Raw genomic sequence first — 22,900 nt, 5'->3', positions numbered from 1 at the left:
CCTCACCGAGGAAGGGCGGCCGGACGGCTTCCGGGTCAGTCGTCGCCGACGTCGCGTCCGTTCGGTCGTCGCCGACGTCGCGTCCGGTCAGTCGTTGTCGACGTCGAACGGGTCCGCGACCTCCCGGCCGGTCAAGTGCCTGCCCAGCGCCTGGAAGCTGCGCGAGAGGTGCCACTCCGTCGCCTTCGCGAGCGCCGCCCCGTCACCGAGCCGCGCCGCCGCCAGCATGGACCGGTGTTCGTTGGAGGTTTCGTCGGCGCGGTCGTGCAGCACCTGGAGCACGTCCCAGGGGAACTTCTGCCAGAGCTGGTCGATCTCCGCCGCTAGCCCCTCGTTGCCGCACTTGGCGTAGAAGAGGAAGTGGAACTGGTAGTTGGAGGCGTTCAGCCGCGCCCGGTCCCCTTCCTCGGCCGCCTGCTCCATGTCCGCGACCAGCCGTTCGGCGAGGTCGATGTCGAGCGGGGAGAGCCGCCGGGCGGCCCGCTGCATCGCGTACGGCTCGATCAGACGGCGCAGCAGGTACACGGTCTTGACCTGCTCGTACTCGGCGTCCGCGACCCTGACGCCCTTGTGCGGTTCCCCGACGAGCACGCCCTCGGCCTCCAGCAGCCGGAGCGCCTCGCGGACCGGGGTGATGCTGGTGTCGAACATCGAGGCGAGGACGTCCTGTTGGATACGGCTGCCGCGCGGCAGCTCGCCCTCGCTGATCATCCGTCGTAGCTCGGTGGCGATGTGGTCGCGCTTGGTGGGCGCCTTGACCGTCTTGGCCGGCTTCGCGGGCTTCGGCGCGCCGCCGTCGGTGGCGGTGGTCTTGAGGCGGCGGGACTGCGGCGGCATGTCGTTGTCCTTGTCGTTCGGCGCCCGGCGCGTGGTGAGCGCCGGAGGGTGACCGGTGGAGGGCTGCGGGATCTACGAGTGTCGCATCGGTACGGCGGATCAACGGACCTGCGGGGACGGACAGTTGGCGGCCCTCACCCACCGGGCTCCAGGGCGGGGCCATGGTGGAACGCGGCGAGGGTGGCGGCGAAGGCTTCCGGTTCGTCCAGGTACGCGACGTGGCCCGCGCCGGGTACCGCGGCCGTCGAACCGCCGAGGCGCCGGGCGAGGGCGGCGGCGGAGGAGGCCCCGACCCGGTGGTCCCGCGCGCCGCGTACCACCTGGCACGGCAGGGCGAGCGGCCCCGGGCGTACGTGTCCGGCCCAACCGAGCGTCGCGCGCAGCGAGTCGAGCAGGACGTCGGGGCGCGTCGCCGCCATCGAGCAGTACAACAGGTCCCTGTGGGCGGGATCGCCGCTCAGTACGGTGCTGTCCACGTACGCCCTCGCGAACCGTTCGCTGCCGTCGCGCGCCAGCAGAGCCTCGGTCTCGGCCGGCCGGCGTGCGGCCTCCGGGCCGTCGGCAGGGGGGAAGCCGACGAGGGTCAGCGACCGGACGCGGTCCGGACGCAGCTGAGCGAGGAGAAGAGCGATCAGCGCCCCGAGTCCCGAGCCGACGACGTGCGCCGATCCGGCCGGCCGGTCCAGCGCCGCCGACCCCGCCGCCACGGCCCCGTCCACGGTGAACGGCTCGGCGGCGCGGGCGCCGTGTCCGGGCAGGTCGACCGCCTCCAAGCGGGCCTCACCGGCGCCGAGATGGCGCGACGCCGGACCCCAGGTGCCGGCGTCGCCGCCCCAGGTGTGCAGGAGAAGGAGAGGGGTCTCCCTCGAAGTCATAGGCACCTCATACCAAGATGATGCATTCTCTGGATTCTTAAGTATAGCTATTGCATGTCAGGCATCGTAGCCCCAGAATCCCCGGTATGACCACGATCAAATCGGTGCGCCACAGCGAGGGCGACAAGCGTGGCGGCCCCGAGGACAGTGCGCGGAGGCCGGCGGAAGAGGCCGTACCGGCCGGCGGCGACGCCGGTGCCACCGTACGGCTGGACGGGCTGACCATGCGTTTCGGTGAGCGCACGGTATCCAAGGACATCAATCTGACGATCGGCGCCGGCGAGGTGCTGTCCATCGTCGGGCCGTCGGGGTGCGGCAAGACCACACTGCTCCGGGCGGTGGCCGGGCTGATCCGGCCGGCCGAGGGTGTGGTCCGCATCGACGGCCGGGCGGTGGACGGCACCCCCGACGGGGTGGCGATGGTCTTCCAGCACTTCGGCCTCTTCCCCTGGAAGACGGTCGAGTCCAATGTGGCGTACGCGCTGCGCGTACGAGGGACCGGAAAGAAGGAAGCACTGGAGCGGGCCAGGGAGCTGATCACGCTGGTCGGGCTCTCCGGCTTCGAGAAGTCGTACCCGCATCAGCTGTCCGGCGGCATGCAGCAGCGCACCGGCCTGGCCCGGGCACTCGCCGTACGCCCCCGGCTGCTGCTCATGGACGAGCCCTTCGGTGCGCTGGACGCCCAGACGCGCGAAGTGCTCCAGTTCGAACTCCTGCGCATCTGGCAGGACCACCCCGTGACGATGCTGTTCGTCACCCACTCGATCGACGAGGCCGTTCTCTTCGGGAACCGGATCGCCGTACTCAACGGCCGGCCCAGCGGCGTCGCCGAGCTGATCGACGTACGGCTTCCTGCGCACCGGGACCGGTCCGTGCTGGCCACACCGGAATTCCTGGCGATCCGCGAGCGGGTCTGGTCCCTGATCATGAACGCCGACTCGGGCCGCTGAAAACACACCACTCCCTCAGTCGCACCACCCCATGAGTCACACCCCCTTCAGTCACACCCCTCCATCGGTCACACCCACCCTCAGTCATGCCATGCCCGCCGTGCACCTGGGCGCGGAAGCAGAAGGAGCAGTTCTCATGAAGATTCCGCGGCGCAGGTCCGCCCTGGTCGGGGCGGCCACCGTCCTCGCCCTCGTCGGTGTCCTCTCCGGTTGTGGCGACAACGGCTCGGATTCGGCGGCCGGTTCCGCGTCGGGCGGTAAAGGCGGCGGCGGCAGGATAACCATCGGTGTGCCGGGCATCCCGCCCATCTTCCTCAACACCGTGATGTACGTGGGCGAGAAGCAGGGCTTCTTCAAGGACCGCGGCCTCGATGTGACCCTGCGCCCGCTGACCACCGGCGCGGACGTCGGCCGCGCGGTCCAGAGCGGTGAGATCCAGGGCGGCATCATCGGCACCCCCGGCGCGGTCGCCCTGCGCGCCTCCGGCGGCTCGATCGTCTCCGTGATGGGCTTCCCCAAGCCGACCTACCTCCTGGCCAGCACCGACCCGGGCGTCACGAGCTGCGAGGCGGTCAAGGGCAAGACGGTCGCGGTGGACGCGGTCGGGGCGCCGAAGGCTCTCGCCCTGGCCAGCATGCTCGACAGCTGTGGACTCGGCGCGAAGGACGTCAGCACGATCAATGTGGGCGGGCCGCCCACGGTCGACGCGCTGGTGGCCGGCCAGGTCAAGGTCGCCGTACTGCACCCGGACGAACTCGCCACCGTACGCGAGAAGATCAAGCCCGGCACGAAGGTCGACGAGATCATGACACTGGCCGGCGTCGACCCGCTGGAGCACTACACCGTGCTCGTCACGTCCAAGAACACACTGGACGGCCCGGCCCGCGCGCAGTGGGTCGACGTGGTCGCCGCGATACGTGAGTCCATCGCCTACATGAACGACCCCGCCCACATCAAGCAGGTCGCCGCCGTCGCCTCCGGAGTCACCAAGGCCCCCGAGAGCGTCACCGAAGCGGCGCTGCCCACGTTCCTCTCGCTCGGCGTCTGGCCGAAGTCGGGCGACGGCCTGGACCGTAAGGCCATCGAGCACACGATCGAGGGCGCCGTCGCCGCCGGCAACGTACCCCAGCAGAAGGCGCCCACGTACGACGAGCTGGCGGATCCGTCGGTGTTCGCCGACGCGACGGGCAAGTGATCGGCTGATGGACACGAAGACTTCGGGTGTACGACCCGGGGCACACATCGCCCGCCGTCTGATCCCGCTCGCCGTCTCCGCCGCCGGTCTCCTCGTCGGCCTCGGACTCTGGCAGTGGGCAGGCGTCCGCGACCCGGTCCTGTTCGCCACCCCCGGCCGCTCGCTCTCGGCGCTGGCCACCCTGACCGAGGACGGCTCGCTGCCGAGCGCGCTGCTCTCGTCGGGGAGGCTGCTCCTCGTCGGCCTCGCGCTGGCGATCGTCGCCGGTGTCGGACTCGGTCTGCTGCTCTCCCGGGCGCGGCTGCTGCGCAGCAGCACCGACTGGCTGCTGTTCGCCCTCCAGTCCGTCCCGATCGTCGCGCTGGCCCCGCTGATCCTCTCGGCCTTCGGCTTCGGCCTGCCGGCGAAGACCCTGGTCGTGTTCCTGACGGCCGTGTTCCCCATCCTGGTCAACACCGCGGAAGGAGCCCACCGGGTGCCGACCACTCTGCTCGAAGTCGCCCGCACGTTCCGCAGCAGCGAGTGGCGGATCTGGAAGGACGTCCTGCTGCCGCACACCGTGCCGTACGCGATGACCGGTGTACGCCAGGGCATCGCCATGGCCTTCGTCGGCACCCTCGCGGCCGAGTTCTTCCTCAACGCCAGCGGTGTGGGCGGGCTGCTGCTCGCCGCGAGCACCCGTTTCGACTCGGCCACCGTGCTCGGACTGACCCTGCTCGTGTCGGTGCTCGCCGTCGCCCTGATGGGCTGCGGCCGGGCCGTCGAGGGCTACTTCGCGCGGTGGCGGGAGGTACGCCCGTGACCACCACCGGCATCACGAAGGGCCCGGACGCGGAAGAGACGTCCGCGCCGTCCGCCTCCACGGGGAAGGGCCGCCGCCCCCGGCGCGCGGACCGCCCGGCCGGCCGACGCGCCGACATGCTCGGGAAGCCGGCCGTCGCCGCCCTGGTCCTGGTCGTGTGGGAAGGCTCCGTACGGCTGTGGCTGCCCGACTACCTGCCCACCCCCACCGGCGTCGCCGGCTCGGCCTGGCCGACCCTCAGCTCGTCGGCGTTCCGCACGGCACTGGGCGAGAGCCTCGGCGGTGTGGTCCTCGGCCTCCTCGTCGGCTGCGTCGCGGGCACCGCCCTCGGCCTCGGTGTCGGACGCGTACCGTGGCTGCGGTATCTGATCTCTCCGTACGTGAGCGGCCTGTACGCCATGCCCATGCTCGCGATCGTCCCGATGGCGACGATCTGGCTCGGCTACTCCGGCGAGACCCGGCTGGCCGTCATCGCCCTCTCGGCGTTCCTGCCGTGTGTGGTCAGCACCGGCGACGGCGCCCGGAACGTACCGCTCCAGTTGTCCGAACTCGCCCAGATGCTGCGGCTGTCCCGCACGCGGGTCGTGATCGATGTGCTGCTGCCCGCCACCCTCCCGTTTGTCATCGCGGGCGTCCAAGTCGCGGTGGGACGGGCGCTGGTCGGCGCGGTGGCGGTGGAGTTCCTCGCCAGCCTCCCGGGACTCGGGACCTTCATCCTCACCAACGCCCGCTCGTTCGACCAGGACGCCGCGTTTGTCGCGGTGCTCGTGCTCGCGCTGCTCGGTATCGCCGCGCGCACCGGGACCGAGGCCGCGCTCCGGCGGCTCGCGCCCTGGCATCTGCACGTCAACCGCTGACCGCCACGCCGTCCGTCCGGCGCCCTCCCCTCCCCCGGCGCCCTCCCCTCCCCCGGCGCCCTCCCCCGTACAGAACCAAGGAGCAAGAAATGCCCGACGACGGCGGCACCCGGCCGTTCCGGACCGAGATCACCGCAGGCATGCGCGTCGAGTGGGACGTGCCCGTCACGATGGACGACGGGGTCGTGCTGCGCGCGGACGTGTTCCGTCCGGTGACCGACGAACCGGTGCCGGTGATCATGACGTACGGGCCGTACGCGAAGGGGCTGCCCTTCGAGCGCGGCTACCCCAGCGCGTGGGAGGCCATGGCGCGGGACCACCCCGACACCGTGGCCGGCACCTCCAACACGTATCAGAACTGGGAAGTGGTCGACCCGGAGAAGTGGGTGCCGCACGGCTACGCCTGCGTACGCGTCGACTCGCGCGGCACCGGCCGCTCCCCCGGCCGCGTCGATCCCTTCTCGCCGCGCGAGACCCAGGACTTCCACGACTGCGTCGAGTGGGCGGGCACGCGCGACTGGAGCAACGGGCGCGTCGGCCTCAACGGCATCTCCTACTACGCCATCAACCAGTGGCAGGTCGCGTCGCGGCGGCCCCCGCACCTGGCTGCCATCTGCCCGTGGGAGGGCGCGTCGGACTTCTACCGTGACGGCTCGTACCAGGGAGGCATCCGCTCCACCTTCTGGGAGCACTGGTACGACATGCAGGTCAAGACCGTCCAGTACGGCGTCGGCGAGACCGGGGGCCGCAACCCGAACACCGGCCAGCTGATCTGCGGCGACGAAGCGCTCACCCCGGACGGGCTGGCCGCGAACCGCACCGACCTGGGCGCGGACATCGCCGCGCACCCCTTCTACGACGCCTACCACCGGGAACGGTCGGCCGACTGGGACGCCATCGAGGTGCCGGTCCTGAGCTGTGGCAACTGGGGCGGCCAGGGCCTGCATCTGCGGGGCAACGTGGAGGGCTTTGTACGGGCGGCGTCCCGCGCCAAGTGGCTGGAGATGCACGGCCACGCACACTGGCCGCTGTTCTACACCGACTACGGCGTCGACCTCCAGAGGCGTTTCTTCGACCGCTATCTCAAGGACGAGGCCAACGGCTGGGAGGACCGCCCGGCGGTGCAGTTGCAGATACGGCACGTCGACGCGACCTTCACACCGCGCGGCGAGGACGCCTGGCCGCTGCCGTCCACCCGGTGGACGAAGCTCTATCTGGACGCCGCCGGACCGTCCCTTCGCACGGAAGCCGCCGCGTCCGGCGGCACGGCGGACTTCGCCGCACTCGGCGACGGAGTGGAGTTCAGCACCCCGCCGCTCACCGAACAGACCGAGATCACCGGCCCGTTGGCCGCCAAACTGTTCGTCTCCTCCAGTACCACCGACGCCGACCTGTTCCTTGTCGTACGGGTCTTCTCACCCGACGACGAGGAGGTCGTCTTCCAGGGCGCGCTCGACCCGCACACTCCCGTCGCCCAGGGCTGGCTGCGCGCGTCACACCGACGCCTCGACCCCGAACTGTCCACCGCCCACCGCCCCTACCACCCGCACGAGGCCGCCGAGCCCCTGGAGCCGGGGGCGGTGTACGAACTCGACGTCGAGATCCTGCCGACCTGCCTGGTCGTTCCGGCCGGCTACCGGATCGCGCTCCAGGTGCGGGGCAAGGACTACGTCCATCCGGGCCCTGTCGCCCGGCTGTCCAACCTCAAGAACGACCTCACCGGCTGCGGGCCGTTCCTGCACAACGACGAACGCGACCGGGTGCCGGGGACGTACAACGGACACACCACCGTCCACACGGGCGGCGCACACGCCTCGTACCTGCTGCTCCCGGTCATCCCGGAGAGGTGACCACCTGCATCCTGCCCTGCCCTGCCCTGCCCTGCCCCTAGAGGATTTCTCCTGGAATCGACTGGTACGTCTTCCGGAGGCGGGCCAGGACGGGGTGGTCGCAGGCGAGTTCGGTGTCATCGATCGCGGACAGGGCGCGGACGCCGACGCTGGTGTTGGTCGCGAAGGCCGCCGCCATGGCCCGGGCCTGTTCCAGTGTGACGGGGGCGACCCGGTGTTCGGTGTGTTCACTGTGCTCCTGGAGCAGGGCCATGGTGACACCGGGGAGCACCGGGCCCCGCGGCCACACCACGGTCCCGCCGTGATCGACAAATCCGGCGTTCCAGGTGCCACCCTCGGTGACGAGGCCGTCGCGGCCGACGAACAGCGCGTCGTCGAAACCGGCGAGTTGCGCGGTGCGGCGGGCGTGCAGCGCGCCGAAGAGCCCGACGTGCTTGACCTCGGGGAGGTCACGCTCGTACGGCAGGCTCATGGCCCGCAGAGGCTCCGGCGGCCGGGCGCCCGCGCCCCGTACGGACACCAGGACGCGCGGCGCGTCCGCGCGGGCCGGGTGTCCCATGTCCACCGTGGGGTCGTAGACCGTGACACGGACGACGCAGGGCCGGCCGGTCACACCGGCCAGGCCCTGTCGTACGTGGTCCCGCACGCGGCCGGTGTCGAGGTCGGCACCCCACACCGTCCCGCAGTCGCGCACGAGACGTTCCAGGTGGAGCGAGAGGCCGCGGATGCCGCCGTCCGCGTCGACGCGCATGGACGTGAAGTGGCCGACATTGGTGAGGGCCAGAGGGAGCAGGTCGTCCGCGGATACGGGCGTCCCGTCAAGTGTCACTGTCACAGGTCCGAGACCCTCGCCTTCGGCAGCGCCCGCAGGGTCGCCTGGGCCTTGAGCAGCATCTCCTCGTACTCCGCGGTGGGATCGGAGTCGAGCACTATGGCGCCGCCCGCGCCGATGGTCAGTTCACCGTCGTGGCTCACAGCGGTGCGGATCGTGATGCTGAGGTCGGTGGTTCCGGTGTATCCCATGAAGCCGATGGCTCCGGAGTAGATGCCGCGGGCCTCACCCTCCAAGGCGTCGATGATCTCCATGGTGCGCAGCTTCGGCGCGCCTGTCATGGATCCGCCGGGGAAGCAGGCCCGTACCGCGTCCACGGCGGACGTGCCGTCGCTCAGCCTCCCGGTGACCGTGGAGACCAACTGGTGCACGGTGGCGTACGACTCGGTCACCATGAGCGCGGGGACGGCGACACTGCCGATCTCGCAGATCCGTCCGAGGTCGTTGCGGAGCAGATCCACGATCATGAGATTCTCGGCGCGTGTCTTGGGATCCATCTGCAAGGAGCGCCGTCGCTCGTCGTCGGTGCGCGGGTCCGGGTGGCGGGGCGCTGTTCCCTTGATCGGTTTGGTCTCCACCGTACGAGCGGCGTCCACCTTGAGGAATCGCTCGGGTGACGAGCTGAGAACCGTGACCCCGCCGAGGCGCAGGAACGCCGCGTAGGGAGCGGGATTCAGCCGGCGCAGGCGCTGGTAGTAGGCGAGATCGTTCGCCGGTGCGGGCAGGCGGAGTTTGTTGGTGAGGCATATCTCGTAGCTCACCCCCTCGCGCAGCCGTCGGTCACACTCACCGATGTCGGCCAGGTACTGGGTGCGCGAGCGGGCCAGTCTTCGTGACGCGTCATGGGTTTCGGCGCGGGGCGGTGGGGACGTGTCGGGCGGCGTGGTGGGCAGATCGGTCAGTGTGGAGACCACTGTGCTGATCCACTTCTGGGCCGCGCCCACGTCTTCCTGGTCGCACACGGCGACCACATAGGTACGGTCCTCGGCGTGGTCCACGGCGACGAAGCGGTCGGCCTGAAGCCATACGGCGTCCGGGGTCTCCGACCGGTGGGCGCGCCGGGCCCCGAGATCGGCCTTCAACTCGTAACCGAAGTACCCGACATAGCCGCCGGTGAAATCGAAGGGCAACTGCTCGGAACCGGCGACCACCCGGCCGGTGCGGCGGTTGAGGGCGTCGAAGATGGTGCCGCCTTCCGGACGGGGAACACCTCCCGCGGGTTCCACGACGACATGGCTGTCCTCCACCCGGTAGGTCAGCATCTCGTCGCCGGGTTCCTCCGCGGAGCCGAAGAACGAGAAGCGGGCCAGGCCCGGTTCGACGTGGGAGCTGTCGAGCCAGAAGGAGCGTGCGCCGGCACCGTACAGGGTCAGGAACGCGGCCTCGGCGTCGACGGCTCGGTCCAGGACGCCGATCTCCGCCTGGAGTTGTACGGGGTCCGGGTGCGGAGTCGACAGCGCGTCGGGCAGGGACACACCATTGACGCCGGTGCCGGCCCGGCGGTCCCGGGTGCTCGTACCACTCTCGCCGGAGCCCGGGGCCAGTGCCAGGTCACGGAAGTTCGCCAGGAGGAGGGCTCCGTGTTCCGTGCAGATCGACTCCGGGTGGAACTGCACCCCCCACCACGGCCGATCGCGGTGGGCCAGGCCCATGACCACGCCGTCCTCGGCGCGCGCGGTGATCGTGAGGTGGGCGGGCACGGGTTCGGCGACGCTCAGCGAGTGGTAGCGCACGGCGGTGAACTCCTGCGGGATGCCCGCGAAGAGTCCGTCACCACTGTGCCGGATCGTGGACAGGTGTCCGTGCCGGGGCTGCGGGGCGGGGACGATCCGCGCGTCCGCCAGGAGTCCCATGCCCTGGTGCCCGAGGCACACGCCCAGGACCGGGAGCCGGGCGTGCTCCAGGACGTCGCGGGAGCGGCCGAAGTCGCGGGGGACGGCCGGGTGCCCCGGTCCCGGCGAGATGACCGCGGCGTCGAAGCCGTCCAGATCGAGGTGGCCCCAGGCCGCGGCGTCGTTCCGTACGACGACGGGCGACATGCCGTACACCTTGGCCAGCAGCTGGTAGAGGTTGTAGGTGTAGGAATCGTAGTTGTCGATGAGCAGGACGCGCATGGGCTGACACCAAGGGGTTGTGGGAGGCGGAGAAGAGGGGGGTGCGGGCACCTCACGGGGCGTCGGTCGTCACCGTTGACCAGTCGAAGGGGACGGAGTCGACGACATCCAGCTCCTGGCACAGCTGACGCAGCCCACTGAAGTCCTGAAGGAGCCGGCCACTGCCGGAGGTGTTCTTGATGTCGTGCAGCATCTGTCCGCCCTCCTCCACCCCGAGCAGTTCCAGGATCCTCGCCCAGGTCGTGAAGTCGTGGGCGGCGAACGCCTCCATCCCGTCGGCGAGTTCGGCGAGGAAGTAGCCGCGTTCTTCGGCGGTGAAGCGTTTCCATGCCTCCTGGACGACAGTGCTCGCGACGGAGGCATGGCAGTATTCGTCGCGGTTGTGCAGGACGGCCGTCAGGCGGTTGACGGGCTGGATCTCGTGATCCTCGGCGATGAGGTCCAGGTGTGCGTTGATCGACACTTCCGCGACGGTGGTGAAGGCGAGGGAGACTAGGGCCTGTTGCTCCGGGGTCCCGGCGGCGGCTAGCCGGTGCGCGTGCCGGCGTGTTTTGTATCCGAGGGGGAGTACGGAGTCGGGCATGCGCCAGCCGCGCCGGCGACGCGTCACGGCGCTGGCGTTCAGATGCATCAGTGTGTGGTACTGCTCATCGACCATGGCCTGGGTGACCGCGATCTCCATGGACTCGTCCAGCCCGGTGTCGAAGACGCCCTTGGCCATCAGGCTGAACCCCGGGTTGACCACGTACTGCTCGATGTCCATGACGTTCTTGTTGAAAGCCACCCAGCCCCACGCGAGGAGTCTGGCCTTGAGGTCGTCGTCAAGACCGAGATAGGTGGGGTGATTCCGGAAAGGCAGCAGGGCCACGGGAAAGTCCGGCCTGTTGTGCTCGAACACGTCGTCCAGACTCTCCTCCCGCCGCCTGACCGTGGCGCGCCGGTTCCAGTTGTCGGCGAGCCTGCTGATGATGGCGTTCTCCACTGCGTCATTCGGATCGTGTTCCGGGAGCGACCGCAGCCGTTCCGCCACGGAGAATGCCCCGGATTCCGGATTGATCATCCTTGTGATCTCCCCTGCTGTCGATGGATGGGCCGGGCGGACACGCGGTCCGGGTCAGGGCCGGCCGGACTCCGCCGCCGCCGCCGCGACCACGGTCTTGAGGGACTGGACCTCGTCCGGTTCCAGGGTGACCCCGAAGATCTTCTCGGAAGCGGAGAGCGTCTCGTCCTCGTCGAGTTCCCGGTGGGTCGCCAGCTCTCCGGGCCGTATTTCGGTGAGGGTGTTTCCGATGAGCACGTGCCTCACCGTGGGCTGGGTGCGCTGGAGGATGACCCGGTGGTTGAACGGTGAGCGGGGGTGGGACAGGCAGAAGTGGTTGAGGATCTCGAAGTCCGCCGGATAGCGCGGGTCGGTGGTGAACCCGTAGAGTTCCGCGGCTCCCTCGGCCCGCAGGAAGCGCAGAACGTGTTCGCCCTGCGGCTCCCGCACCAGGTCGAAGGACCAGTCGCCGTCGACCTGTGAGCCCTCGGCGAGGCGGATCGGCTCGTGCAGCCCGTACCCGCCGAAACTCACGTCGAAGAGCCACTGTTCGCCGTCCAGCTCGACGCACAGAGCGACATGGACGGCGGGACCGAATGTGTTTCCGGTACGGATCCGGGACCTGGCGGCGAGCGCGGAGAACGTGAACCCGATGCGGTCCAGCACCGCCGCTATCAGGACGACCTGTTCCAGACACCAGCCGCCGCGGCCACGCCGTACGATCTTGTCCTGCACACTCTCCAGGTCCAGCGGAACCGCCCGCCCGAGCATCGCGTCGATGTTCTCGAAGGCGATCGCGTCGACGTGGGCGGTGTGCAGACGCCGCAGTGTGTCGAGATCCGGAGCCACGTCGCCCAGGTGTCCCACGCGAGACAGATAGGCGTCCAGGTCGACGCCGTTGCCCTGCCACATCGAATCCGTCATTCGTATCCCATCCTTCATGTGAACTGTCCGGCCTTCAGGTGAACTGTCCGGCGATCGCCGCCGCGAGAATGATCCAGCCGAAGTAGCGGTTGGCGACGAAGGTGTCCCAGCAGGATTTCGGGTCGTCCAGGTTCACGCGTACGGTCAAATAGGACAACAGGAGCCCCGCGCACGCGACGAGTACGGAGAAGGCCCAACCGGTCTCCGTCTCGGCGCCGGCCCACAAGGCGCCGGCGACGCTCAGCACGATGAAGACGGCGAGCCACGCCTTGCTGGCCCTGCCGAACATCAGGGCGGAGGACTTGACACCGATTCTCCGGTCGTACTCCTTGTCCTGGTGGGAGTAGACGGTGTCGTGGAACAGGGTCCAGAAGAACCCGCACGCGTACAGGCCGATCACCGCCGCGGGGAAGTCGAAGCTCCCGGTCACCGCCGTCCAGCCGGCCAGCGCGTAGACGTTGATCACCAACGCCAGCCATGCCGTGGGCCACGGGAACACACGCTTCATGTACGGGTACGCGACAAGCAACGGGTACGAGGCCCCGACGACCAGGGCCGTCTCCCAGTTCACCAGCGCCAGGATCAGCAGGGAGGCGACCGCCTGCGCGGCGGAGAAGAGAAGGGCGTTCCGTACGCTGATCGTGCCCGCCACGACAGGACGCGACGCCGTACGGGCGACCAGGGCGTCGATGTCCCGGTCGATGACGTCGTTGACCGCGCAGCTCGCCCCGCGTACCAGTACGGCCGCCAGGGCGAGGAGTACCACCGGCACCAGGTCCGGTCGCCGTCCGGAGGCGAGGGACACACTCCACAGTCCCGGAAGAAGGTAGAGCACCACACCCGTGGGGGCGTGCAGACGCATCAGGATGAGATAGGCGCGGAGTGGATCAGGGCTCTTCTTGACCACGCGCTCGGAGAACTTCGGGGAACGAGCGCGTCCCGCAGCCGCCGGGACGCCGGTCACCACGTCACCGGAAGTTCGACCAATCCGCCGGTCAGTGTGTCGTGGCGCAGTTTCAGATCCTCCACGTCGACGGCCGGCCGCATGGTCGGGAAGCGCGTGACCAGCCGGGCGAGCGCCACCTGGAGCTGCATCCGGGCCAGCGGCGCCCCGACGCAGTAGTGCGCGCCGTGTCCGAAGGTGAGGCTGCCCCCGGTGTGGCGGGTGACGTCGACCCGCTCGGGGTCGGCGAAGACCGTCTCGTCGTGGTTGGCCGCGATGATGTTCAGCAGCAGGAGGTCTCCGGCCCGGACGGTGGTTCCGTCGATCTCCAGGTCGGTCAGCGCGTAGCGGGGCATTCCGCCGTTGTGCGGGTTCGGCATCGACATCCGCAGGATCTCCTCCACCGCGCCCGGGATGAGGCTGGGGTCGTCCAGCAGTGCCTGCCGCTCGTCGGGGTTGACCAGCAGCAACAGGGCGCCCGTGCCGATGCGGGCCACCGTGGTCTCAAAACCGCCGAACAGCAGCAACGCGGTCAGTCCCACGACCTCGTTGTCCTTGAGGCCCTCGGTCGCGCACAGCCTGGAGATCGCGTCGTCGCCCGGATTCTGCCGCTTGTCGGCCACCAGCTTCTGGCAGTAGCCGAACAGCTCGCCCAGCCCCTGCTGGGACCTGGCCCGGTCCTGGACGTTGGCGGCGTCCTGGGTCCACTGGCTGAACCGGTCCTTGTCCTCGTGGGGCACGCCGAGCCATTCGCACATCACCAGGATGGGGAGGGGCAGTGCCAGGGCCTGGCGGAGATCCGCCGGTGACGTCTGCCCGGCCAACTCGTCGAGCAGTTGGTCGGTCAGTGTTTCGACGTGGTTCCGCAGCGCCACCATGCGCTCGGGTGCGAAGTGCGGCTCCAGCACCTCCCGCATCCGGGCGTGGTCGGTGGCGAAGCCGCCCAGCAGGCTGGCGAGAAAGACGGACCCGCTGTCCCGGGCCGCCGACTCCGGGTCGGGATTGGAGCGGCTGAGCCGGTCGTCGTCCAACAGCTGCCGCACGTCGGCGTGACCGGTGACCAGCCATGCCTCATCACCGTCGACCGTACGGACCGGATGGATCGTGCCCTGGGACTGGAGCGTGCGCAGACGCGGCGCGACGTGCAGCAGATGCGTCTGTTCGAAGGGCAGTTGAGCTGTGGTGTTCACTGACAACCTCCTCGTCGAAATGCCCCACCGCCGCACTCACGTTCCGTTCGGTGATCACCGGGACGGCGGGTACCACTCGAGCACCGAGCGTCTTTTCGAGGGCACCCGCCGTGCGGGCGGTGTGTGCGGCTTCGGCCACAACGACTATGTAGTTGAGTTCGTTGCTTCCGTGTCCGTCGAGGAACCGTTGTTCTAGGCCGGCGGTGTGTATTCGGCGACCACGACTATGTAGTTCAGTTCGTTGTTCCGGTGCGCGTCGAGGAACGGCTGCTCCACGCCGGTGCGCAGCCCGGAGTGGGATCGCAGGTCCCAGTAGGGGATGGCCTCCTGGGTCAGGTCCCAGACCTGCGAGGGCACGAGGTGGTTGTCGGCGAGTGCCTTGAAGTATTCGCTGCGGTTGTTGATGTGGCAGTCGTAGTGCTCATCGATGAGCTTCACGGCCTGGCTGTTGGTCGACACGGCGTCGTTGGCGCACCAGGTGACGCAGACGTAGCGGCCACCCGGGCGCAGGAGCCTGGCGAACTCCGTGAAGGCCTCGGCGGGGTTGACGTACATGGTGGTCTCGTTGGTGTACACGGCGTCGAACGAGTGGGCGGGCAGACCGGTGTCACACATGTTGGCGAACTTGAAGGACACCTTGTCGTCGCAGCCGTGCTTCTCCTTGGCGAGGCGCTCGGCGAACTCGATGTGGTGGGCGCAGAAGTTGGCCCCCACCACCTCGCACCCGAACCGCCGGTTGACCAGGAAGGACGTGCCGCCGCGACCGGACCCGCCGTCCATGACCCTCGCGTGGGGCGAGAGCGGGGCCAGTCCCCGCAGCACCAGTTCGACCTGCTCGTTCTCCATCCGGCCCATCTCCGCGAGGATCGCCGCGTCCCGCTCGTGCTCGGGGACCTCCAGCACGGATTTGTCGTAGCCGCCGACGGCGTAGTGGTGGTGGTACAGCCCGTCCTCCTCACCCAGCAGGAGGTTGATCGGGTCCTGGGTCTTGGTTTCGTAGTGGGCCTGCGCCCGGCGCTCGAATTCGGTGCGGACGACAGGGGAGGCCGGGTTGTCGTGGGTCGTGGTCATGTTGCGTACTCCCATCCAGGTGCCGCCCCTGTCGGGCGGCGCGGGTCATGCTGCGCGATTGACGATGCGGTCGAACAACGTGGTCAGTTCGGCGGTCGCGGTCGGTGTGAGTCCGGCTCGTCCGAGGGCCTGTACGGCCGAGTCCAGGTGGCGGCCCGACAGCCGCTCGGCCGCGTGCCGGCCGCCGGCTTCGTCGATGAGATCGGCCAACGCCTGGAGGTGGGCGGGCGTGGTGCCGTCGGCCTGCCACAACCGGCTCAGCCGGTCGCCGGCCGGGCTGTCGGCGGACAGGGCGGCGAGTACGGGGAAGGTCAGGTTGCGCCGTTTGATGTCTCCGCGGATCGGCTTTCCGGTCACCGCGGGATCGCCCCAGATGTCCTCCACGTCATTGGAGATCTGCAAGGCGATGCCCAGGTGCCGGGCCGCGTCGCGCAGGGCGGCCAGGACGTTCTCCGGTTTACCCGCCCGTATCGCCGGGGCTCCGAGTGAGAACTCCAGCAGTGCTGAGGCTTTTTCCGTCACCATTTGCTCGTACGTGGCCATGCCTGCGCCCGGTCCCGGCCTGATGGTGAGTTCACGAGCCTGGCCCGCGTGAACCAGAGCGACGGCCTTGGCGAACGAGCTGGCTATTTCATTGTGGCCGGGACCGGAGTCGTCCACCACTATCCGGAGACCGAGAGCCTGTAGCGCGTTACCGGCGTGTATGGCCAGACTCACGCCGAATACCTTCCAGGCGGCCGGCCGGCCGCGACGCAGCTCGTCCGTGTCGGCGATGTCGTCGTGGACCAGAGTCGCGTTGTGCAGCAACTCCACCGCCGCCGCCGGGGACCGTACATCCTCCGGCAGCAGTCCGACTCCATCGGCGACCGCCGTCATGAGGCCGGCGCGGGTCAGTTTGCCGACCCCTTCGGTGCTGGGGTCACCATGTTCGTCAATGAAGCCGAGATGGTAACGGCAGATCCGGGCCAGCGTCGGCGGATCCAGCAGAGAAACCTTTTGCTGAATAACGGGCAATACGGTGGAACGCACTACGTTCGGCGACAGAAGGGCTTGGGACCCGGCAGGCGATGTGACACGTGTACTCATCGCGATTCTCCTCCGGCCGCGCGAGTGAAGCACATGTCGTTCGCGAATTGAACCAGTGAACACCCATCAATGTGTTGAACATGTTGCACACACGCCATCACACCTCTTCACCTCCTGCTCGACTTAGCCGTGCGGTGAAATCCCGATGCTTGGAGGCTTATGCGAAAGCCCATGATCACTCAGCATCACCGCAGGTCAACGGGCATGCTGGTCACCGGTAAGCCGCTTCCGGTTTTCACAAACCCCGGAATCCGCGCTACCGGATTGGAGTCTGAGTGATCTCTCCCAGTCGTGTCAACGACGCCTTACGGCCCTGGCGGGAATCGAGCCCAGCACTCGGCGGCGCCGGCGGATGTTCGACCTGTTCGATATCCGGTTGCCGACCGGTCAAGCTTTTCCCCGGCTTGGGCGGTTTGAGCGGCATGTAATTCGCCATCCCGAAATCCCCTGATTGGCCATGGGCGGACGTTGTCCCGTAAATGATCTACGGCACGCTGGTTGACCAGCGCCACTCCCCCTCATCCGACCGGCATGAGGCAGTGCGGGCGGACGGGGGCGCGCATGGCATGATGAACGCCGCCGCCTTTCCGCCGACGGTCGCGATGGATGTTCCAGATCGCCGTCCGGGAGAAGCCGCGCTCGACGCGGGCGCCGAACGGGCCCACCCTCCGCTCTGTTCGGGCGCCATCCACGCCCGATCGGTTGTGCCCCTCTTTTGAGTCTGGCTTGAATTACTTGCCCGCCTCAGAGCGCGGGCCGCAGCTGTCCCCTTCCTTTTCGATAACGAGTCCGCGGACAAGAACGCCCATTACAGGCCACGATCAAGGAGAATCGGCCTCTGCCGCCGCATGGCTCATATGTCCGCCCCAGCGGCTCCCGGGCATGGGAAACCGCCCGGAAATGACCGGTTGTATGGGGGGAGCCGCCATCGACGCACCGCGGGCCGTACAGGGTGTATACACCGCCGGTTCACGGACGTTCTACCTGACGAATATGCCGTCTCCCGACGCGGTGACCCGTACGTCCGCCCACGCGGAGACCAGCGAGACAGCCTGTCCGGGATTGAGCCGCGGGTCGCACAGGCTGGTACGGCGGACGGCCTTCTCCTCGTACACGGAGAGGTCCGTGGCGCATTCGAGGACGTCGTCGGGGGTGGTCTCCAGGTGCAGTCCGCCCGCCGTGCCACCGACGTCGGTCACGGCCCGGAGGAATCCCCGGATCTCCCGTGCCATGGTCTCCAGCAGGCGGGTCTTGTGCCCGTCCGGGCCGACCACGGTGTTGCCGTGCATGGGGTCGCTGAGCCAGATCACCGGATGTCCGGCCACCCGGACCGCCTCCACGAGCGGGGGCAGCCGGTCGGCGACCGCCTCGGCGCCCATCCGTGCGATGAGAGTGAGCCGGCCCGGTTCCCGCAGTGGATCCAGCCGTTCGCACAGGACGGTGACGTCCTCCGGTGTGGTGGCCGGACCCACCTTCACCGCGACCGGGTTGACGATACCGGCGACAAGGTCCAGGTGGGCGCCGTCCAGCTGGCGGGTCCGCTCGCCGATCCACGGCCAGTGCGTGGAGCCCAGCCAGCGGCCTCCGTCACCCAGCTCACGCATCATGGGGACCTCGTAGTCGAGGACGAGGGCCTCATGGCTCGTCCACAACCGGGGCTCCACCTGGGGCTGTTGACCGGGGGCCTCGGGCCCGCGCCAGCCCAGGTGCTCCATGACGTCGCAGGCGGTCATGTACGAGGTCAGCAGGCGGAGCGGATCGTGCCGACGGCTCTCCGGGTCGTGCTCAGGACCGTTGACCATGTGGCCCCGGTAGACGGGCAGTTCCAGATCCCCGATCCGCTCGAAAGGCCGGGACCGGGGCTTGGCGAACTGGCCCGCGATGCGTCCGACCCGTACGACCGGCTTGTGCGTGGCCGCCTTCAGTGTCGCGGCGAGCAGGTCCAACACCGCGGATTTTCGCGACACGTACGCGGCGTCGCACTCGTCCGGATTCTCGGCGCAGTCCCCGGCCTGCACCACCAGGGCTTCGCCCCGGGCCACCCGGGCCAGCAGTGTCCGCAGCCTGCGTACGTCCTCCGCCCTGACCAGCGGCGGACGCGCGGCCAGTACCTCCCGGATGCGCCGCACCTGTGACGGGTCGTCCCACTCGGGTTGTTGCAGGGCCGGCTTACCCATGCCGGTCACGGCGTACGCGGCCGGGACCGGCCGGGGAAAAGTGTATATACAGCACAAGCAGCCTCTCCACTGGTCAACCTGCGGTCAACACACTTGTCGGCACGGCCTGTTCGCTGCCTGTCCTGTCGTACGGACTGTCCGCTACCGTAGCGTGGTGGTGCTTCAGCTGCGACCCCTGGTGTGCGATGCCTCTACCGAGCGGCCCGCCGGTGTGACGCACGGCGAGCGTAGGCCGCGCGGACGTTGATTGTGTGCGGTGTTCCCAGTGTGCCCGCAGCCGCGGTGCTGACGCGTTCCGAACGGAGGTACCTGAAGAAGCCTCGCCCTCCATAACAACAACGCAGCCACAACGGTCCTCGCGACTCGTGCTGCGCTTGTCCACGGCGGAAGGATGCTCATGCCCCCCACTGCAACTGTCCTGCCACGAAACCCACTCGGCCCGCACGACGTGCGCGCCCTGCCGACCGGACAACTCGCGGCCCTGGCCCAGGACATCCGTACGTTCCTGATCGAGAAGGTCTGTGCGACGGGCGGCCATCTCGGCCCCAACCTGGGCGTGGTGGAACTGACCATCGCCCTGCACCGCGTCTTCGACTCGCCCCGCGACGCGATCCTCTTCGACACCGGCCACCAGGCCTACGTCCACAAGATCCTGACCGGACGCGCCGCGGACTTCGACCGGCTGCGCCAGGCCGGAGGACTGTCCGGCTACCCTTCGCGCGCCGAGTCGGTGCACGACTGGAGCGAGAACTCCCACGCCTCCACGTCCCTCTCCTACGCCGACGGCCTGGCCAAGGCCCACGAACTGCGCGGGTACCGGGACAGGTCGGTGGTCGCCGTCATCGGCGACGGAGCCATGACCGGTGGCATGGCGTGGGAAGCGCTGAACAACATCGGCGGCGGTGAGCGTCCGGTGGTCGTGGTCCTCAACGACAACGGCCGCTCCTACGCCCCCACCACCGGGGCCCTCACCAACCATCTGCACGCCCTGAAACATCCCGGCGCCCCCGCCACCGTCCAGGACCAGGCCGGTGCCAATCTGTTCACCCGGATCGGCTTCACCTATCTGGGTCCCGTCGACGGCCACGACACCGTAGCCCTGGAGGCGGTCCTGGAGCGGGCCCGCCTCCTGCGGCGGCCCGTACTCGTCCACGCGGTGACCGTCAAAGGCTCCGGGTTCGGGCCGGCCGAGGACGACGAGGCGGACTGCCTGCACGCGGTGGGCACCGTGGACGCGGTCACCGGCCGGGCCGCCTCCGGTCCGGCCTCCTCAGGGCCGCCCGCCGTGTCGTGGACCAGCGTCTTCGGCCGGGCCCTCCTCGAACTGGCCGGGGAACGCGAGGACCTGGTGGCCATCACCGCCTCCATGCTCCGCCCCACCGGCCTGTATCCGATGGCCGTGAAGTACCCCGAGCGGGTCTTCGACGTCGGAATCGCCGAGCAGCACGCCGTCACCTCCGCGGCCGGTCTGGCCATGGGAGGCTTCCACCCCGTCGTCGCCCTCTACTCCACCTTCCTCACCCGGGCCGTGGACCAGGTCCTCATGGACGTGGCCCTGCACCGGCTGCCGGTCACCTTCGTCCTGGACCGGGCCGGCGTCACCGGCCCCGACGGCGCCTCGCACCACGGCATGTGGGACGCCTCCCTCCTCGGCATCGTGCCCGGGCTGCGGCTGGCGGTGCCCCGCGACAGCGGCCAACTGCGGTCGCTGCTGCGGGAAGCCACCGCGCACGAGGGACCCACCGCTCTGCGCTTCCCCAAGGGAACGGCCGGGCGCGACCTGGAGGCCGTACGCCGCGTCGGCGGCGTGGACATCCTGTCGGCGTCCGGGATGCGGGACGTCCTCCTGGTCTCGTACGGACCGATGGCCCCCCTGTGCCTTCAGGCCGCCACTCTGCTCAACGGGCAGGGGGTCGGAGTGACCGTCGCCGACCCGCGCTGGGCGATACCGGTCGCGCCCGAACTGCTCGACCTGGCCGCCCGGCACCGGCTGGTCGTCACCGTGGAGGACAACTCCCGTACAGGAGGCCTCGGCAGCACCCTCGCCCAGACCGTGCGCGACCACGCGATCACCACCCCCGTACACAATCTGGGGCTGCCGCGCGCCTTCCTCACCCACGGCCCCCGCGAACAACTGCTGGCAGAAGCCGGCCTGACGGCCGCGCGGATCGCCGGCGCGGTCCTGCGCGCCCGCGCCGGGAAACCGCTCGAACACACCGCCCCCACCGACGGGATCCCCCAATGACCTTCGTCGATCTCCCCATGCCCACCCTTCCCCCCGCACCGGTACGGCGCCGCTCCCGGCAGATCCACGTCGGCGACGTCCCCGTGGGCGGCGACGCGGCGGTCTCCGTCCAGTCCATGACCACCACCCCCACCGCGAACGTGGACGCGACGCTGCAACAGATCGCCGAACTCACCGCGGCCGGCTGCGAGATCGTGCGCGTCGCCGTGCCCTCCCAGGACGACGCCGACGCCCTGCCCGCGATCGCCGCGAAGTCGCAGATCCCCGTCATCGCCGACATCCACTTCCAGCCCCGCTACGTCTTCGCCGCCCTGGACGCCGGCTGCGCCGCGGTGCGCGTCAACCCCGGCAACATCAAGGCGTTCGACGACAAGGTGAAAGAGATCGCGAAGGCCGCCACCGCGGCCGGGGTGCCGATCCGCATCGGCGTCAACGCCGGCAGTCTGGACCGGCGGCTGCTGGCCAAGTACGGCAAAGCCACCCCCGAGGCGCTGTCGGAGTCCGCGCTGTGGGAGTGCTCCCTGTTCGAGGAGCACGGCTTCACCGACCTGAAGATCTCCGTCAAACACCACGACCCCATGACCATGGTCGCCGCCTACCGCCACCTCGCCGCCGCCTGCGACTACCCCCTGCACCTGGGCGTCACCGAGGCCGGTCCGCCGCCCCAGGGCACGATCAAATCCGCGACCGCCTTCGCGATCCTCCTCAACGAGGGCATCGGCGACACGATCCGCGTGTCCCTCACCGCGCCCCCCGTCGAAGAGGTCAAGACCGGCCTCCAGATCCTGCAATCGCTGGGACTGCGCGCCCGCCAGCTGGAGATCGTCTCCTGCCCCTCCTGCGGCCGCGCCCAGGTCGACGTCTACGCCCTCACCGAACGCGTCACCGCCGCCCTCGACGGCTTCCCCCACCCGCTGCGCGTCGCGGTCATGGGGTGTGTCGTCAACGGGCCCGGCGAATCGCGCGAAGCCGACCTCGGCGTCGCCTCCGGCAACGGCAAGGGCCAGATCTTCGTCAAGGGCGAGGTCGTCAAAACCGTACCCGAGTCGAAGATCGTCGAGGCCCTCGTCGAGGAAGCGATGCGGTTGGGCGAACAACTGGCCCTAGAAACCGCGGAGGAGGAGAACCCGGCGTGAGCGACCCGTCCCCGGCCACCCCCTTCGACCAGGACGCCTTACGCCGCGCGGTGGACACCGTCCTCGCCGACCACCTGAGCGGCCAGATGCGCGACGCCCGCCGGCACGGCCTGCCGCGGGAAGCCGTCCAGGCGTTGAGCGACTTCCTCGGCGCCGGCGGCAAACGCATCCGCCCGGTGCTGTGCGTGGCCGGCCGGCAGGCGGCCGGCGGCGCCGGCGCCCCCGAAGCGGTCCTCAGGGCCGCGGCGTCCCTGGAGATGTTCCACGCCTTCGCCCTCATCCATGACGACATCATCGACGCCTCCGACACCCGCCGCGGCCGGCCCACCGTCCACCGCCAGGTCGGCACCGAAGCCGCCATCCTCGTCGGTGACCTCGCCCTCGTCCTCGCCGACGACCTCCTCCACAGCGCGGGCCTCACCCCCGACCAGCTCGCCGCGGTCCTGCCCGTCGCCAACCAGCTGCGCGCCGACACCATCTACGGGGACCTCAGGAAGGGCAAGGCCACCGTCCTGATGGCCCTCGCCCTGCACCACGCCGACGCCGGCCAACTCCGTGCCCTGCGCCGCCATGTGGGCAACCCGTACCTGAACCACGACGACGCCGCTCACGTACGGACCATCCTCATCGACACCGGTGCCCGCGCCGCCCTGGAGGAAATGATCGCCCAGCGGCGCCAGAACGCGCTCACCACCCTGGACACCGCCGCCCTGCCACTCCACATCAAAGCCGTACTGCGTTCCCTGGCCTTCACCACAACGTCGAGGACCACATGAC

General features: G+C 69.3%; 20 protein-coding genes. 9 read left to right on the top strand and 11 right to left on the bottom strand.

Features of this window, described 5'->3' with window-relative positions:
- Positions 1–87 precede the first annotated feature (87 nt).
- Entirely contained in the window at positions 88–837 is a 750-nt protein-coding gene (locus ACIO1C_RS00360) for a GntR family transcriptional regulator (protein ID WP_401856780.1), read from the bottom strand.
- A 134-nt stretch (positions 838–971) separates the two neighbouring features.
- A complete protein-coding gene (locus ACIO1C_RS00355; protein WP_401856778.1) occupies positions 972–1,712 on the bottom strand; it encodes an alpha/beta fold hydrolase in 741 nt (246 codons plus the stop codon).
- A gap of 86 nt (positions 1,713–1,798) precedes the next feature.
- Here ACIO1C_RS00355 and ACIO1C_RS00350 point away from each other — a divergent pair, with 86 nt between their 5' ends.
- The 5 genes from ACIO1C_RS00350 to ACIO1C_RS00330 all read left to right on the top strand — a co-directional run bounded on the left by ACIO1C_RS00350 (position 1,799) and on the right by ACIO1C_RS00330 (position 7,366).
- On the top strand, positions 1,799–2,662 hold the full coding sequence (locus ACIO1C_RS00350; RefSeq protein WP_401856777.1) for an ABC transporter ATP-binding protein: 864 nt from the start codon (positions 1,799–1,801) through the stop codon (positions 2,660–2,662).
- A 136-nt stretch (positions 2,663–2,798) separates the two neighbouring features.
- The gene (locus ACIO1C_RS00345) at positions 2,799–3,857 is read left to right on the top strand and encodes an ABC transporter substrate-binding protein (RefSeq protein WP_401856775.1); all 1,059 of its coding nucleotides are present in this window, start codon (positions 2,799–2,801) and stop codon (positions 3,855–3,857) included.
- Positions 3,858–3,864: 7 nt separating this feature from the next.
- A complete protein-coding gene (locus ACIO1C_RS00340) occupies positions 3,865–4,659 on the top strand; it encodes an ABC transporter permease (RefSeq protein ID WP_401856773.1) in 795 nt (264 codons plus the stop codon).
- Positions 4,656–5,516 carry an ABC transporter permease gene (locus ACIO1C_RS00335; RefSeq protein ID WP_401856771.1) on the top strand — a complete coding sequence of 287 codons (861 nt, stop codon included), beginning with the start codon at positions 4,656–4,658 and terminating at the stop codon, positions 5,514–5,516. The genes ACIO1C_RS00340 and ACIO1C_RS00335 overlap by 4 nt, the downstream gene beginning before the upstream one ends.
- 89 nt (positions 5,517–5,605) lie before the next feature.
- Positions 5,606–7,366: a CocE/NonD family hydrolase gene (locus tag ACIO1C_RS00330; RefSeq protein WP_401856769.1), complete on the top strand. Its 1,761-nt coding sequence runs from the start codon at positions 5,606–5,608 to the stop codon at positions 7,364–7,366.
- 37 nt (positions 7,367–7,403) lie between these two features.
- Here ACIO1C_RS00330 and ACIO1C_RS00325 read toward each other — a convergent pair whose 3' ends face one another.
- The 8 genes from ACIO1C_RS00325 to ACIO1C_RS00290 all read right to left on the bottom strand — a co-directional run bounded on the left by ACIO1C_RS00325 (position 7,404) and on the right by ACIO1C_RS00290 (position 16,565).
- Complete coding sequence (locus tag ACIO1C_RS00325; protein WP_401856767.1) at positions 7,404–8,201, bottom strand: aminotransferase class IV family protein; 798 nt, start codon at positions 8,199–8,201, stop codon at positions 7,404–7,406.
- Positions 8,198–10,312, bottom strand: coding sequence for an aminodeoxychorismate synthase component I (gene pabB / locus ACIO1C_RS00320; RefSeq protein ID WP_401856765.1), 2,115 nt, complete (start codon positions 10,310–10,312; stop codon positions 8,198–8,200). Before pabB ends, ACIO1C_RS00325 begins: the two co-directional genes overlap by 4 nt.
- A gap of 52 nt (positions 10,313–10,364) precedes the next feature.
- Positions 10,365–11,372, bottom strand: a complete 1,008-nt coding sequence (locus ACIO1C_RS00315) for a diiron oxygenase (protein ID WP_401856763.1) — start codon at positions 11,370–11,372, stop codon at positions 10,365–10,367.
- 54 nt (positions 11,373–11,426) lie between these two features.
- Positions 11,427–12,275: an arylamine N-acetyltransferase gene (locus ACIO1C_RS00310; RefSeq protein ID WP_401856761.1), complete on the bottom strand. Its 849-nt coding sequence runs from the start codon at positions 12,273–12,275 to the stop codon at positions 11,427–11,429.
- A 34-nt stretch (positions 12,276–12,309) separates the two neighbouring features.
- Entirely contained in the window at positions 12,310–13,239 is a 930-nt protein-coding gene (locus ACIO1C_RS00305) for a 4-hydroxybenzoate octaprenyltransferase (RefSeq protein ID WP_401856759.1), read from the bottom strand.
- On the bottom strand, positions 13,236–14,408 hold the full coding sequence (locus ACIO1C_RS00300; RefSeq protein ID WP_401856757.1) for a cytochrome P450: 1,173 nt from the start codon (positions 14,406–14,408) through the stop codon (positions 13,236–13,238). The genes ACIO1C_RS00305 and ACIO1C_RS00300 overlap by 4 nt, the downstream gene beginning before the upstream one ends.
- Positions 14,409–14,600: 192 nt before the next feature.
- Positions 14,601–15,479, bottom strand: coding sequence for an SAM-dependent methyltransferase (locus tag ACIO1C_RS00295; protein WP_401856755.1), 879 nt, complete (start codon positions 15,477–15,479; stop codon positions 14,601–14,603).
- 45 nt (positions 15,480–15,524) lie between these two features.
- Positions 15,525–16,565, bottom strand: a complete 1,041-nt coding sequence (locus ACIO1C_RS00290) for a polyprenyl synthetase family protein (protein WP_401856753.1) — start codon at positions 16,563–16,565, stop codon at positions 15,525–15,527.
- 479 nt (positions 16,566–17,044) lie between these two features.
- On the opposite strand from ACIO1C_RS00290, the gene ACIO1C_RS00285 reads away from it, so the two are divergent.
- Positions 17,045–17,284, top strand: coding sequence for a hypothetical protein (locus ACIO1C_RS00285; protein ID WP_401856751.1), 240 nt, complete (start codon positions 17,045–17,047; stop codon positions 17,282–17,284).
- A gap of 261 nt (positions 17,285–17,545) precedes the next feature.
- On the opposite strand, the gene ACIO1C_RS00280 is transcribed toward ACIO1C_RS00285, so the two are convergent.
- Positions 17,546–18,742 (bottom strand): 3-deoxy-7-phosphoheptulonate synthase, encoded by a 1,197-nt coding sequence (locus tag ACIO1C_RS00280; protein WP_401856749.1) that lies wholly within the window; start codon positions 18,740–18,742, stop codon positions 17,546–17,548.
- A gap of 397 nt (positions 18,743–19,139) precedes the next feature.
- Here ACIO1C_RS00280 and ACIO1C_RS00275 point away from each other — a divergent pair, with 397 nt between their 5' ends.
- From ACIO1C_RS00275 to ACIO1C_RS00265, 3 genes are read left to right on the top strand one after another with little or no spacing between them, the layout of a single operon-like run.
- The gene (locus ACIO1C_RS00275) at positions 19,140–20,987 is read left to right on the top strand and encodes a 1-deoxy-D-xylulose-5-phosphate synthase (RefSeq protein ID WP_401856747.1); all 1,848 of its coding nucleotides are present in this window, start codon (positions 19,140–19,142) and stop codon (positions 20,985–20,987) included.
- The gene (gene ispG, locus ACIO1C_RS00270) at positions 20,984–22,123 is read left to right on the top strand and encodes a flavodoxin-dependent (E)-4-hydroxy-3-methylbut-2-enyl-diphosphate synthase (protein ID WP_401856745.1); all 1,140 of its coding nucleotides are present in this window, start codon (positions 20,984–20,986) and stop codon (positions 22,121–22,123) included. Before ACIO1C_RS00275 ends, ispG begins: the two co-directional genes overlap by 4 nt.
- Positions 22,120–22,899 (top strand): polyprenyl synthetase family protein, encoded by a 780-nt coding sequence (locus tag ACIO1C_RS00265; RefSeq protein ID WP_401856743.1) that lies wholly within the window; start codon positions 22,120–22,122, stop codon positions 22,897–22,899. Before ispG ends, ACIO1C_RS00265 begins: the two co-directional genes overlap by 4 nt.
- The last annotated feature ends 1 nt before the right edge of the window (position 22,900 follow it).

This window comes from Streptomyces sp. NPDC087420 (genome assembly GCF_044744165.1).
GTDB lineage: Bacteria > Actinomycetota > Actinomycetes > Streptomycetales > Streptomycetaceae > Streptomyces.
The sequence above is the reverse complement of the archived record's forward strand: the minus strand, read 5'-3'. Positions and strand labels throughout refer to the sequence as shown.

What these genes read in the sequence shown, in the direction of transcription:
- ACIO1C_RS00360 (WP_401856780.1), bottom strand. Translation starts at nt 837, where the DNA reads ATGCCGCCGCAGTCCCGCCGCCTCAAGACCACCGCCACCGACGGCGGC.
- ACIO1C_RS00355 (WP_401856778.1), bottom strand. Translation starts at nt 1,712, where the DNA reads ATGACTTCGAGGGAGACCCCTCTCCTTCTCCTGCACACCTGGGGCGGC.
- ACIO1C_RS00350 (WP_401856777.1), top strand. Translation starts at nt 1,799, where the DNA reads ATGACCACGATCAAATCGGTGCGCCACAGCGAGGGCGACAAGCGTGGC.
- ACIO1C_RS00345 (WP_401856775.1), top strand. Translation starts at nt 2,799, where the DNA reads ATGAAGATTCCGCGGCGCAGGTCCGCCCTGGTCGGGGCGGCCACCGTC.
- ACIO1C_RS00340 (WP_401856773.1), top strand. Translation starts at nt 3,865, where the DNA reads ATGGACACGAAGACTTCGGGTGTACGACCCGGGGCACACATCGCCCGC.
- ACIO1C_RS00330 (WP_401856769.1), top strand. Translation starts at nt 5,606, where the DNA reads ATGCCCGACGACGGCGGCACCCGGCCGTTCCGGACCGAGATCACCGCA.
- pabB (WP_401856765.1), bottom strand. Translation starts at nt 10,312, where the DNA reads ATGCGCGTCCTGCTCATCGACAACTACGATTCCTACACCTACAACCTC.
- ACIO1C_RS00315 (WP_401856763.1), bottom strand. Translation starts at nt 11,372, where the DNA reads ATGATCAATCCGGAATCCGGGGCATTCTCCGTGGCGGAACGGCTGCGG.
- ACIO1C_RS00310 (WP_401856761.1), bottom strand. Translation starts at nt 12,275, where the DNA reads ATGACGGATTCGATGTGGCAGGGCAACGGCGTCGACCTGGACGCCTAT.
- ACIO1C_RS00295 (WP_401856755.1), bottom strand. Translation starts at nt 15,479, where the DNA reads ATGACCACGACCCACGACAACCCGGCCTCCCCTGTCGTCCGCACCGAA.
- ACIO1C_RS00290 (WP_401856753.1), bottom strand. Translation starts at nt 16,565, where the DNA reads ATGAGTACACGTGTCACATCGCCTGCCGGGTCCCAAGCCCTTCTGTCG.
- ACIO1C_RS00285 (WP_401856751.1), top strand. Translation starts at nt 17,045, where the DNA reads ATGATCTACGGCACGCTGGTTGACCAGCGCCACTCCCCCTCATCCGAC.
- ACIO1C_RS00280 (WP_401856749.1), bottom strand. Translation starts at nt 18,742, where the DNA reads ATGGGTAAGCCGGCCCTGCAACAACCCGAGTGGGACGACCCGTCACAG.
- ACIO1C_RS00275 (WP_401856747.1), top strand. Translation starts at nt 19,140, where the DNA reads ATGCCCCCCACTGCAACTGTCCTGCCACGAAACCCACTCGGCCCGCAC.
- ispG (WP_401856745.1), top strand. Translation starts at nt 20,984, where the DNA reads ATGACCTTCGTCGATCTCCCCATGCCCACCCTTCCCCCCGCACCGGTA.